Annotated in this window: 11 protein-coding genes; 3 read left to right on the top strand and 8 right to left on the bottom strand. The window is 55.9% G+C overall.

The window, feature by feature from the left end:
- Positions 1 to 37: 37 nt before the first annotated feature.
- Positions 38 to 1,267 (bottom strand): peptidase T, encoded by a 1,230-nt coding sequence (gene pepT / locus F8R23_RS01420; RefSeq protein ID WP_129938748.1) that lies wholly within the window; start codon positions 1,265 to 1,267, stop codon positions 38 to 40.
- Positions 1,268 to 1,635: 368 nt separating this feature from the next.
- Here pepT and F8R23_RS01415 point away from each other — a divergent pair, with 368 nt between their 5' ends.
- On the top strand, positions 1,636 to 3,195 hold the full coding sequence (locus F8R23_RS01415; RefSeq protein WP_112348071.1) for a PTS transporter subunit EIIC: 1,560 nt from the start codon (positions 1,636 to 1,638) through the stop codon (positions 3,193 to 3,195).
- 25 nt (positions 3,196 to 3,220) lie between these two features.
- Entirely contained in the window at positions 3,221 to 4,606 is a 1,386-nt protein-coding gene (locus F8R23_RS01410; protein ID WP_129934910.1) for a family 4 glycosyl hydrolase, read from the top strand.
- A gap of 17 nt (positions 4,607 to 4,623) precedes the next feature.
- Here F8R23_RS01410 and F8R23_RS01405 read toward each other — a convergent pair whose 3' ends face one another.
- From F8R23_RS01405 to F8R23_RS01375, 7 genes are all read right to left on the bottom strand, one after another.
- Positions 4,624 to 5,337 (bottom strand): MurR/RpiR family transcriptional regulator, encoded by a 714-nt coding sequence (locus F8R23_RS01405; RefSeq protein WP_129934911.1) that lies wholly within the window; start codon positions 5,335 to 5,337, stop codon positions 4,624 to 4,626.
- Positions 5,338 to 5,450: 113 nt separating this feature from the next.
- A complete protein-coding gene (cobB, locus tag F8R23_RS01400) occupies positions 5,451 to 6,287 on the bottom strand; it encodes a Sir2 family NAD+-dependent deacetylase (RefSeq protein WP_112348073.1) in 837 nt (278 codons plus the stop codon).
- 11 nt (positions 6,288 to 6,298) lie between these two features.
- Entirely contained in the window at positions 6,299 to 7,219 is a 921-nt protein-coding gene (nagK, locus tag F8R23_RS01395) for an N-acetylglucosamine kinase (protein ID WP_112348074.1), read from the bottom strand.
- 55 nt (positions 7,220 to 7,274) lie between these two features.
- On the bottom strand, positions 7,275 to 8,522 hold the full coding sequence (lolE, locus tag F8R23_RS01390; RefSeq protein ID WP_012006427.1) for a lipoprotein-releasing ABC transporter permease subunit LolE: 1,248 nt from the start codon (positions 8,520 to 8,522) through the stop codon (positions 7,275 to 7,277).
- Complete coding sequence (lolD, locus tag F8R23_RS01385; RefSeq protein ID WP_085116323.1) at positions 8,522 to 9,226, bottom strand: lipoprotein-releasing ABC transporter ATP-binding protein LolD; 705 nt, start codon at positions 9,224 to 9,226, stop codon at positions 8,522 to 8,524. The genes lolE and lolD overlap by 1 nt, the downstream gene beginning before the upstream one ends.
- Positions 9,219 to 10,421 (bottom strand): lipoprotein-releasing ABC transporter permease subunit LolC, encoded by a 1,203-nt coding sequence (gene lolC / locus F8R23_RS01380; protein WP_085116322.1) that lies wholly within the window; start codon positions 10,419 to 10,421, stop codon positions 9,219 to 9,221. Before lolC ends, lolD begins: the two co-directional genes overlap by 8 nt.
- Positions 10,422 to 10,538: 117 nt before the next feature.
- Complete coding sequence (locus F8R23_RS01375; protein WP_129934913.1) at positions 10,539 to 11,180, bottom strand: helix-turn-helix transcriptional regulator; 642 nt, start codon at positions 11,178 to 11,180, stop codon at positions 10,539 to 10,541.
- 86 nt (positions 11,181 to 11,266) lie between these two features.
- Between F8R23_RS01375 and F8R23_RS01370 the strand changes: the two genes are divergently transcribed.
- Positions 11,267 to 12,250 (top strand): threo-3-hydroxy-L-aspartate ammonia-lyase, encoded by a 984-nt coding sequence (locus F8R23_RS01370; protein ID WP_112348076.1) that lies wholly within the window; start codon positions 11,267 to 11,269, stop codon positions 12,248 to 12,250.
- The last annotated feature ends 17 nt before the right edge of the window (positions 12,251 to 12,267 follow it).

The raw sequence follows: 12,267 nt of genomic DNA, 5'->3' as shown, positions 1-12,267 counted from the left end.
TTGTTACGGCAAGCCATTATGATCATCGCCATCGAGGCTATTGGGTACGTTCTGCCGTTAGCGCGGCGATACGTATAATCACAGCCACTGCCTGCTCCATCCCCTCCAGCGACACAAACTCATGCTTGCAGTGATAGTTATAACCGCCGGTAAACAGATTCGGGCACGGCAGGCCACGGAACGACAACTGAGCTCCGTCGGTACCGCCGCGGATCGGCTTTATGATCGGTTCAATATCACATTCACGCATCGCCTGCTGCGCCAGCGCAATCACATGCGGATGTTCCGCCACCTGTTCACGCATATTGTAATAACTGTCTTCGATCGTCACTTCGATATAGCAATCCCTCGGCAGGCCTTTACCTATTTGCTGAGCGACTTCAATCATCCGACGTTTACGTGCTTCAAACCCCTCACGCTCGAAATCCCGCACAATATAGTGCATTTCGGCACGCTCAACGCTGCCCTTGAGGCTGCTTAGATGATAGAAACCCTGGTAACCGGTAGTGGTTTCCGGGGTTTCATCCGCAGGTAACGCCTGTTGAATCCGTGTCGCCAGTGACAGAGCGTTCACCATCACGCCTTTGGCGCTGCCGGGGTGCACGTTATTGCCGACAATTTTCACCGTTACCGATGCCGCATTGAAGTTTTCACACTCCAGTTCGCCGACACCGCCACCGTCCACGGTATAAGCCCACTCGGCGTTGAACTCTGCAACATCAAAAAAACGTGCGCCCTTGCCCACTTCCTCATCCGGCGTAAAGGCCACGCGGATATCACCGTGGGGGATCTTGCTCTGTTGTAGCCGCACCATCGCGGTCAGAATTTCGGCAATACCCGCTTTGTCGTCGGCACCGAGCAACGTTTTGCCGTCGGTGGTGATCAGCGTCTGCCCCAGCATCTGGTGCAGGATCGGGAACATCACGGGTGACAACACTTCATCACCAATACCCAGAGCGATATCTCCGCCACGGTAGTTTTCGACGATCTGCGGGTTAACGTGTTTACCGGTAAAATCCGGTGAAGTATCCAGGTGGGCAATAAACCCAATGGCCGGGACAGACCAGGCAACGTTGCCCGGCAAAGTCCCCATCACGCAGCCATGCTCGCTGAGCGACACCCGATCAAACCCCAATTCAATCATTTCTTGTTGCAATGCACGCGCCAGCTTCATTTGCCCGTCGGTGCTCGGCACATGTTTGACGTTCGCTTTGGATTGCGTGTCGAATGAGACGTAGTTAAAAAAACGATCTAGTAGTTTATCCATGGTATCCGCCCTCAGAATATCGCGTTTCATTATGCGGAACCGATCCGGATCAAATATTGCGACAGGTCATTTTTAGCCAGATTTAACGAAAATCATTAAACCCCGTGATGATTGCTCGAGTTGATTAAGCTGTCACTCCCGAAGTCAGCCCCACAAACTGCAGCAGGTTGCGCTTTTGTGTGACCCGCTTCACGACTGGTACCTGTTGTCAGCCGCTGACCACCGGTACCTAATTCCGCAGGTTAATTGCATCGCCGGATCTTTCCTCCTATAACTGAACCAAGGCAAAGTTTGCCTTTTCTCTTTTGTTATCCAGGGAGCTTTATCATAAACGTCGTTATCCATTAAAATATAAAAAAGGAACTGCCATGAAAGGTATTATTGATAATATCTTAAGCAAGCTGCAGCTATTTTCCAAAGCCATGATGGGGCCGATATTTTTCCTGCCGGTGATTGGCCTGATCCTGGCATTAAGTTCTATTCTCACTAACGCCACGTTGGTTAATGAAAACTCCAATGTTTTTCATGTTGGGAAAATGATCGGCGATACCTTCTGGCCACTATTTGGCAATCTGGGGCTGATATTCTGCATCGGTATTACCTATGGACTGGCCAAAGATAAAAAGAGCGAAGCCGCATTGGTGGCGGTGATGTGTTTTATTATGTTTCTCGGTGCCAACTCCTCTTATTTACAGCTGAGCGGCCACGTGGCGCAAAAAATTAACGGCGAATTCTACGGCACCGGACAGACTGAACTGCTGGGATTCACCGTGGTGGATATGGGCATATTTCTCGGCCTGATCCTCGGCATCACCATTGCCTGGGTGCATAACCGCCTGTGCAACATCGAACTGAATGGCGTGTTATCGGTTTATGGCGGCTCCAAACTGGTGCTGATTGCCATGACACCGGTGATTGTGCTGTACGCCATCGCCTTCAGCTACCTGTGGCCGGCCATCTCGCACGGCCTGATTTCGCTGACCGGCTTTATGAAAAGCTCCGGTTCGCTCGGGGTGTTCGTTTACGGCTTCTTCGAGAAATTCCTCATTCCCACCGGGCTACATCACTTTATCTGGTCCCCGTTCCAGCTCACCAGCATTGGCGGCTCGATCGTGCAGGATGGCCACACCGTCTCCGGCTCGCAGGCCATTTTCCTGGCCTATATGCGTGACCCCACTATCTCGCCGCTGATGAATGAAGCCCTGCGCTTCTCGCAACAGGGCATGGTGACCATCTTCGGCCTGTCCGGGGCGGCTCTGGCTTTTTATCACACCGCCAAACCGGAAAAGAAAATGCTGGCCAAGGCGATCCTGATCCCAGCCATCACCACCTCGATTCTGGTTGGCATCACCGAACCCATCGAGTTTACCTTCCTGTTTATCTCGCCACTGCTGTGGGTGATCCACGCGGTACTGACCGCACTGTCGCAGGTCGCCTGCAATCTGTTCGAGGTACGTCCCTGGGGCGCCAGCGGCCTGATTGAGTTCCTGGTGTATAACCTGCCGCTACCGGTGTCCCTCACCCGCTGGCCGCTGTACGTAGTCATTGGTCTGGTCCAGTTTGCAGTCTATTACCTGGTCTTCAAAACGCTGGTACTGAAACTCAATTTAAAAACGCCAGGCCGCGAGGATGACAATGAGGTCAAACTTTATTCCAAGCAGGAGTACCAGAACAGCAAGAATCAACCGAGTGAATTGAGCGGAATTATTATTCGCGCACTGGGTGGCAAAGACAATATTGTTTCCGTCGACAATTGCTTCACCCGGCTCAGGGTCGAATTAAAAGATATGCAATTGGTGGATGAACCGGCATTAAAGAGCACTGGAGCCAAAGGCGTGGTGAAAAACAGACGCGAGGTGCAGGTTATTTATGGCGTCACCGTTGGCAAGGTCAAAAATCAGGTCGAAAAATATTTAGCAGCACTCTGACACTTATTAATTTGGGAGATATCGAATGAAATTAACCGTTCTGGGTGGCGGCGGTGTACGCTCGCCGTTCCTGGCCAAATCCATCGCCTACAACGCGCACCGCATCGGTGTCACCGAAGTGGTGTTTATGGATACCGATCAACATAAACTGGCTATTTACGGTGCCATCGCTCAAGGGGTATTCCAGCGCATCCGCGGTGATATCACCTTCAGCCTGACCAGCGATCCACAGCAGGCGCTGAGCGGCGCGGACTATATCATCACCACCCTGCGCATCGGCGGTGAGGAGGGTCGCATTTATGATGAACGTATCGCGCTCGACCATCAGGTTCTGGGGCAGGAAACCACCGGCGCAGGCGGCTTCGCCATGGCAATGCGCTCAATACCGGCCATTATCGACTACTGTCGACTGATCGAACAGCTGTCGTCTCCCAACGCGGTGTTGTTCAACTTCACCAATCCTTCCGGCATGGTGACCGAAGCGATCATCAAATCCGGCTTTAAACGCCAGGTGTACGGCATCTGTGATGCGCCCAGCGAATTTATCCGCGAACTGGCCGAGCTGTTGGGCTGCCGCGAGAGCGAATTGAGCATTGACTGCTTCGGGTTGAATCACTTGTCCTGGTTCCGCAATGCGCGGGTCAACGGCGTACCGGTGACTGAACGGCTGCTGGCGGATCCACGCCTGTATCGCGACACCTGTATGAAGTACTTCTCACCAGAGCTGGTCGAACTCTCCGACAACCTGATGCTCAACGAGTATCTGTATTACTACTACTACCGTGAACAAGCGATCGCCGCTATCGTCAGCGCCGGCGAAACCCGCGGCGAGCAAATTGCGCAGATCAACCGGCAGATGCTGGCAGACTTGGCCGAGCTGGACATCCCGAACCAGCTGGATCAGGCCTTCAGTCTCTACTTCAGCCATTATCTGACGCGTGAAAACTCGTATATGCAGCGCGAGTCGAGCCAGGGCAAGGTGAAAGAGCGAGAAATGCTGACGCTACAGCAGTTTATCGAACAACCTGACAGTGGTGGCTACGCCGGCGTGGCGATCGATATTCTGGAGGCGGTGAACAGTGGCCAGCAAAAACGCGTGGTGGTATCAATGCAGAACAACGATACGCTGGACTTCCTGCATCCTGAAGACGTGATTGAAATCAGCTGCGAGCTAAGCAGTGCCGGTATTCACCCGGTGAAAATGCGCGATATTCCCGACACGCAAAAAAACCTGATCGCTCGGGTAAAAGAATACGAACGGCTGGCAGTAGAAGCTATTCTGGAAGGTAACCGCAAAAAGGCCATCAAGGCGTTGATGGTGCACCCGCTGGTGAATTCCTACTCGCTGGCAAAAACGCTGGTGGAAGAGTACTTGCAGGCCCATCAGCAATACGCTGAACATTGGCATTAATCCCTGCGGCGCGGCCTTCAGCGGCTGCGCCGTTCGAACCAGGCCTTGATCAGGTTTTCAAATCCCAGCAAGCAGTGGCCGAAGAACGGATTGGGATAATAGATATCATGGTCATACTTCTGCCGATCTTCATAAATAAAGCTCATGTCAGCCTGCTGGGCCAGCGGGCTGTCACCGTCGCCGCAAAACGCCGCCAACTGGATATTGTTGCGTTTCACCGCCTCGCTCCAACTCAGCGCCGAGCTGCTGTTGCCCGACTTTGAAATCACGATCACCATATTGAAACGAAAACGCGTCTCCCGATCGAGAATATCGAAATCCGGCCACAGCGACAGATAACTGTCGATGCCCAGGGTCATAAACTTGTTGTACATGTACTGCGCCACCAGCTGCGAGAAACCGCTGCCGTGGATCAGAATTTTGCCGCCGTCGAGCAAGTCAAGAAACTGCGCCTGTTGCTGCAGGCTGAACGCTGCAAGTGCCGGCCTTTCAGCCAGATAGGCGGGCGCCATTGCCAGGTTGAATTTGATAAAATACACCAGCTCCAGATAACCGCGAAAGCCCAACTTCTTGGCCAGCCGCACCAGCGTCGACGGCGAGCTGTAGCAACGAGCAGACACAGCCCGGATGCCTTCGTCGATGCAGGCGTCAGGGTTATCCAGAATGCAGTTGAGAATAGCCAGATCCGTTTTGCTCAGATCCGCCTGGCTGAATACCTGTTTGAAATTCACCGTCACCCCGTGGCGCTATTATGACGAAAGAAGGTGGGTATTTTCTGGATGGACAGTTCGCGGAGCGCCAGGCATAACCCCAGGGAGCAGAGGCTTGCCCCCCGGAGCCGCACTCATGGCTGATCGGCTCTTGCGACTTTCCCTACCAGGAATTTGTGCACAAATCGCGGTACCACGGCACTGGCCTGGCCATAGTGTTTTTCATCGAACTGGCTCTCGACCTGGCTGGGCTCCAGATTCAGCTCCATGGTATGCGCCCCACCCAGCCGCGCTTCATGTACGAAACCGGCGGCCGGATAAACATGTCCCGAGGTGCCAATGGCGACAAAAAAGTCGGCCTTGGCCAGCGCCTGATAAATTTCGTCCATGCCCAGCGGCATTTCGCCGAACCACACGATATGCGGCCGTAGCGGTGCCGGGAATTGGCAGCAATGACAGCGATCGTCGACGCTGAGATCCTCCGGCCAGTCAAATACCTGCCCCGAGCTGGTGCAACGCACTTTCAGCAGTTCGCCATGCATATGCAGCACCCGCGAACTCCCGGCACGTTCGTGCAGGTTATCGATATTCTGCGTCACCAGCAGGAAATTATCGCCCAGCCAGGCTTCAAGATCCGCCAAGGCACGGTGTGCAGCGTTAGGCGCAATGTCCGGCGACTGCAACTGGCGGCGGCGCTCATTGTAAAACGCCTGAACCCGTTGCGGGTCACGCTGGTAGCCTTCCGGCGTAGCAACGTCTTCCACCCGGTGATCTTCCCACAACCCATCTGCGGCGCGGAAAGTACGGATGCCCGACTCAGCCGAGATGCCGGCCCCGGTCAACACCACGACAAACGGCTTTTTCAGCTCGGCCGCCGCCATGGTGTCGCGATGAAAAATCCGCGAACGAAAGCGCTGATGCAGCACATGCTTACTCTTGCGAAACTGACACAGCCGATGACGAGTGTGCATTAACTCTCTCCTTACTTTTCCCTGTTGACCAAATTGAGGAACGCGGCCCCGCGTACCCCACCAGCGTCTCCGTAGCGCGCTTTTTCAATCCGCGGCAACTTGGCCACGCGCAACAGATGCGCCGGTAAACGCTGTGGCAACGCCTGGTAGATAGCCTCAAAGTTCGACAACCCACCGCCAATCACCACCAGATGAGGATCGATGATGGTCAGCAGATTACCCAGGCAAATCGCCAGCACGTCCATAAAACGTTCGACGTGAGCCACGGCCTGCGGCTCACCCGACTGATAATGCGCAATAATCTGCTGCGCAGGCAAGTGCTGCTGGTAAAAGTGAGCGTACATCCACTCAAAACCGCGGCCGGAAATGTAATTTTCGATGCAACCTTGATGACCACAGCCACAAGGAACGCGAGGTATATCACGCCCCAGCACTTCAAGCGCATCCACCGGCAGGCGGAAATGGCCAAATTCACCGGCGATATAGTTACGCCCGGAAACCACCTTGCCATCGACGATTAACCCGCCGCCAACCCCGGTGCCGAGAATGATGCCCAACACCGTCGGATAGTGACGGAACTCCTCATCCCAGGCTTCCGACAGCGCAAAACAGTTGGCGTCATTATCAATGCGCACTTCGCGACCAATCAGTTCAGCCAGGTCATGCGGCAACCGCTGCCCCATAGCCGCCGGCACGTTGGCGGTGAACACAGTGCCGTCATCATCGTTAGGCAGCCCCGGAATGCCGATGCCCACCATGCCCTGTTGACCGCAGAACGCATCCGCTTCAAAGGTCAGATCGCGCAGCGTCGTCAGCAGTTGCTGGTAATCATCACGCGGCGTCGGCACTCTTTTTTGCCAAATGCGCTGCAGGTCTGCGTCGAATACGCCCAGCTCAATCTTGGTGCCGCCCATATCGAAACCGTAGTACATAACCCACCCTCAGGTTAAAAAAATGGGGCGGCATCTCTGCCTCCCCTGATTTTGATTATTGTCCGCTCAACACTCGCGCCGGATCGATACGGCTGGCACGCCTGGCCGGATACCAGCTAGCCAACAGGCTGAGCACCAGTGCGGTCACCAATACTATCACCACGTCCAGCCAGTGCAGCTCGGAAGGCAGAAAGTCGATGAAGTAGATATCTCCCGACAGGAATGAGTGCCCCATCAGTTTTTCCAACCCTTTGATGATGTTGGTCAGTTGCAGCGAGGCGATCACCCCGACCACCACACCGCTGACACTGCCCACCAGCCCGGCCAGCAGACCGTACCAGATAAATATGGCGCGGATAAACCCGTCTTTGGCACCCAAAGTCCGCAGCACGGCGATATCGCCGCTCTTGTCCTTCACTGCCATCACCAGCGTGGAGACGATGTTAAAACAGGCAACGCCAATCACCAACACCATCGCCAGATACATAATGGCGCGGATCATCTGGATATCGCGGTACATATAGCCGTAGGTGCCAATCCAGCTCTTGATATAGACGTAGGAGTTGGTGACTTCACCGGCGTCACGCACCAGTTTATTGGCGGCAAACACGTCGTTAACCTTGATAGCGATACCGGTCACGCTGTCGCCCATATCCAGATATTGCTGGGCATCGGCCAAAGGCACCATCGCCAGGCTGTGATCGAGCTGGCCGCTAAGCTGCAGAATACCGGTCACGTGCAGACGAATGCGCTTCGGCTGCAACAGCTTCATTTGCGGATCGCTGTTGGGGATCATCACCGTCACATAGCTGCCCTGCTTGACGCCCAGCGCGTCAGCGACGCCCTTACCGAGGATCACCTGCTGTTCACCGCTTTTGAAATTGGCCCAGGCATCGCCCTGCACGTATTTCGGCAGCGCACTGAGCTGGTTTTCCTGCTGTGGGTCAACCCCCTTGACGCCGACCGCACGCAACTGCGCGCCATTTTCCATCAGGCCGGTAAAGTTGATATAAGGGGCGGCGGCCAGGATACCCGGCACTTTCTCCACCCGTTGCAAGATTGACGACCAGTCTTTGAACGGCTGTTTCACCGGTTCGATTTCACCGTGCGGCACCACCGCCAAAATACGGTTCTTCAGTTCGCGCTCAAAGCCGTTCATGGCGCTCAGGCCGACGATCAACACCGCCACGCCCAACGCAATACCGATGGTGGAAATCACCGAGATCAACGACACCATGCCGCCACGTTTACGCCCGCGGCTGAAACGCAGGGCCGTCAGAAAGGAAAGTGACGCTCCCGCCATTACTCAGCCCCCAACAGGGTCAACTGGGCCTGCAGATGGCCATCGGCCATTTCCAACTGGCGACTGAGTCGCTTGGCCAGTTGCAGGTCATGGGTCACCACCAGGAACGCGGTGCCCTGGCGTACATTCAGCTCACCGAGCAGATCAAAGATGCTGTCGGCGGTGCGTTTATCCAGGTTGCCGGTTGGCTCATCCGCCAGTACCAGCGACGGATTATTCACCAGCGCACGGGCAATCGCCACGCGCTGACGTTCACCGCCGGACAACTCTGAAGGCCGGTGCTTGCTGCGTTTGGCCAGGCCGACCGCGGTCAACATTTCCATCGCTTTTTCCTGCGCCTGCGCCGGTTTCATCCCGCCGATCAATAGCGGCATAGCGGCGTTTTCCAACGCGGTAAAGTCCGGTAACAGGTGGTGGAACTGGTAGATAAAGCCCAACTGGCGGTTGCGCAGCTCGGCCTTGGCGGCCGAAGACAGGGTGTTCAGCGACTGGCCCTTGTAAATCACCTCGCCAGACGTCGGTGAATCCAGCCCGCCCAACAGGTGCAACAGCGTACTTTTCCCTGAACCCGAACTGCCGAGGATCGCCATCATCTCGCCCGGCTGCATGGCAAAGCTGACATTGCGCAGTACGTCGGTATGCAGGTTGCCTTCCTGATAGGTCTTGCACAGGTTTTCACACTGCAACAAAAGATGATTACTCATAACGTAAAGCCTCAGCGGGTTGTACGGCGGCAGCGCGCCATGAAGGGTAAAGCGTGGACAACAGGGAAACCGCCATCGCCGCCACGGCGATGATCGTCACCTGCAGCGGATCAACCGCCACCGGCAGCGAGGCGCCGTCAATCAATGCGCCAAGGATTGGCATCAGGTTATTCAGGTTAGTGGCCAGCAGCACGCCAAGCAGCGTGCCAAGCAACGAACCGATAATGCCCGCGCTGGCGCCCTGCACCATAAACACCGACATAATTTGCCGACGCGTCAGGCCCTGGGTCTGCAGAATGGCCACTTCGCCCTGCTTCTCCATCACCAGCAGGCCGAGCGAGGTAATAATGTTAAATGCCGCCACTGCCACGATCAGGCTGAGCAGCAGCCCCATCATGTTCTTCTCCATGCGCACCGCCTGGAACAGTTCGCCCTTACGTTCGCGCCAGTCTTTCCATTCGGTGCCCTGCGGCAATTTCTGTTGGCTGAGGGTATCGACCGTCAGCGGCTGCTGCAGGAACAGACGCCACCCGGTGATATTGCCGGCCGGGTAACGCAGCAGGCGCGAGGCGTCCTGTTGATTGACCAGCATCTGGGTACCGTCAACCTCACTGTTCGCGTGGAAAGTGCCAACCACGGTAAACAGACGTTGAATGGGAATACGGCCCATCGGCGTAAACTGGCTGGCGCTCGGCACCATCACCCGCAGCGGATCGCCACGCTTGACGCCAAGCTGCCCGGCCAACTGCTCGCCGATGATAATGTTGTACTGGCCCGGCTGCAGCTGTTGCTGCTTGACGTTCACCAGGAACGGCGTCAGCGGATCGGCTTCGTCGGGGTTCACCCCCAGCATCACACCCACCGCCACGCTGCGGGCGCTTTGCAGCACCACATCACCAGTGGTCAAAGGCGCAACTCGGCTGACGCCCTGCAAGCCCTGCACCACCGATGCCGGAACCTGCTGAGGGTTGATCGACCCTTGCGGACTGGTGATCAACGCCTGCGGCATCAGGCCGAGAATGTTGTTTTCCAGATCCTTTTCGAAACCGTTCATCACCGACAATACGGTGACCAACGCCATCACCCCCAACGTAATGCCGATGGTGGAAAGCCAGGAAACAAACCGCCCGAAGCGGTCTGAGGCCCGCCCGCGCATGTAGCGCAGGCCAATGAATAACGCGACAGGTTGATACATGAAATCCGTTTTGTTGCCGTAGCTTAAGCAAAGTGATCAAGGATAATAAAGGCTATACCCCGTTTAGGGAACCACCCTGACGCCTTTTATTCCGCCGATCCCCCGAACTGCAGCACGTCACCCGGCGTCACGCTTTAACAGGTTGTAAACCGACACCCGCGAAATACCCAATGCTTCCGCTACCATGGTGGCTGCCCCGCGCAGTTGCAGATACCCCTGTTGCTTTAACAGTTGGATCACCTGAAAACGCTGGTCGGAAGAGAGCGCGCGTGGCGCGCTGGCATGCGAGGCAGCAAAGTTATTGATCACAGAGGCAATATCCGACAGCGAACGCGCGCCTTCCGCAACCGGCTGTGGCGTGCTCTGCACTACGGCGGTCAATTGTTGCAGGATGGCCGTGGCGCTGTTGAAGATCGAGACGTCCAGATTCAGGCAGATCGCGGCAACATAGACTCCCTGGCTGTTGCGCAGGCCAATTGACGTACTCTTGGCCGGGCGGCCGTCCGGGAAGGCATTGGCATAGTTTTGCACCACATCCGGGAAGTCTGGCGAGGCAATTCGCTCCAGCCCCATTTCGCTGGCGGCGTCACCGATACTGCGGTTAGACAGATTATTGGCGATGGCGACGATAGCATGGTCTGGCTGCGTCAGATCGTGCAGCACCACTTCGCAACTGGGGGCAAACATGGTGCCCAGTGCCTGAACAATTTTTTCTGCTTCACGCAGTAACAGCACATTTTCCTGCCTGAGATCGCTCATTGACTTAACCATTTGACAATAATTTTACAAAGAGTAAATTAAAATCTTCGTGTTATCAATCAACCTTTCACCTATGCGAGGTCGCCATGAGTTCAACGCCCCACTGTATTACCGCCGCCGATATCTCTACCGCCGCAGAAATCCTGAACGGGCATGCCATTCGCACGCCAGTCATGACCTCGCAGCAGGCAGATCGCCATACCGGCGCGCAGTTGTTCTTTAAATGCGAGAATTTCCAGCGCGTCGGCGCCTTCAAGTTTCGCGGCGCGTACAATTCAATTGCTCAATTGAGTGAGGCGCAACGCAAGGCTGGGGTGATTGCCTTCTCCTCCGGCAACCACGCACAGGCCATGGCGCTGGCGGCGCGGGAGTTAGGGGTCAGCGTAACCATAGTGATGCCGCACGACGCGCCGGCCACCAAATTGGCGGCAACGCGGGGTTACGGTGCCAACGTGGTGATTTATCAGCGTCACAGCGAAGACCGGGAGGCCATTACCCAGCGCCTGGCGGCCGAGCATGGCCTGACGATGGTGCCCCCCTATGATTATCCGCAGGTGATTGCCGGCCAGGGGACCGCCACCAAAGAGTTGATTGAGGAAGTTGGGCCGCTAGATGTGTTGCTGGTCTGCACCGGCGGCGGTGGCTTGCTGGCCGGCAGTGCGGTGGCGGCACACCACTGGTCACCGGGCTGTCGGGTATTCGGCGTGGAACCACAGGCGGGTAATGATGTGCAACAGGCATTCCGCAGTGGCCAGCCGGTACAGATCCCGGTCCCCAAGACCATCGCCGACGGCGCACAGACTCAACAGGTGGGTGCGTTAACTTTCCCGATCATTCAACAGTACGTCGAGGATATTTTGACGGTCAGCGACCCACAGCTGTGTCGGCAGATGCGCTTCTTTATGGAAAGAATGAAAATGGTGGTCGAACCAACCGGCTGTCTGGCCGCGGCGGCAGCGATGAACTCGCTGCTCGATCTGCGTGGCAAAAAGGTCGGGGTGATCGTCAGCGGCGGCAACCTCGACGTCGATAAAATCACCGACTATCTCGCCATGGCGGCACAGGAATAGTGCCGCCAGACGGTTAA

This window comes from Serratia proteamaculans, from assembly GCF_008830365.1.
In the GTDB taxonomy this organism is placed as follows: domain Bacteria; phylum Pseudomonadota; class Gammaproteobacteria; order Enterobacterales; family Enterobacteriaceae; genus Serratia; species Serratia proteamaculans.
The sequence above is the reverse complement of the archived record's forward strand: the minus strand, read 5'-3'. Positions and strand labels throughout refer to the sequence as shown.

Bases quoted from the DNA above. Each gene is read 5' to 3' on its own strand.
- pepT (WP_129938748.1), bottom strand. From the start codon at position 1,267: ATGGATAAACTACTAGATCGTTTTTTTAACTACGTCTCATTCGACACG.
- F8R23_RS01415 (WP_112348071.1), top strand. From the start codon at position 1,636: ATGAAAGGTATTATTGATAATATCTTAAGCAAGCTGCAGCTATTTTCC.
- F8R23_RS01410 (WP_129934910.1), top strand. From the start codon at position 3,221: ATGAAATTAACCGTTCTGGGTGGCGGCGGTGTACGCTCGCCGTTCCTG.
- cobB (WP_112348073.1), bottom strand. From the start codon at position 6,287: ATGCACACTCGTCATCGGCTGTGTCAGTTTCGCAAGAGTAAGCATGTG.
- nagK (WP_112348074.1), bottom strand. From the start codon at position 7,219: ATGTACTACGGTTTCGATATGGGCGGCACCAAGATTGAGCTGGGCGTA.
- lolE (WP_012006427.1), bottom strand. From the start codon at position 8,522: ATGGCGGGAGCGTCACTTTCCTTTCTGACGGCCCTGCGTTTCAGCCGC.
- lolD (WP_085116323.1), bottom strand. From the start codon at position 9,226: ATGAGTAATCATCTTTTGTTGCAGTGTGAAAACCTGTGCAAGACCTAT.
- lolC (WP_085116322.1), bottom strand. From the start codon at position 10,421: ATGTATCAACCTGTCGCGTTATTCATTGGCCTGCGCTACATGCGCGGG.
- F8R23_RS01375 (WP_129934913.1), bottom strand. From the start codon at position 11,180: ATGAGCGATCTCAGGCAGGAAAATGTGCTGTTACTGCGTGAAGCAGAA.
- F8R23_RS01370 (WP_112348076.1), top strand. From the start codon at position 11,267: ATGAGTTCAACGCCCCACTGTATTACCGCCGCCGATATCTCTACCGCC.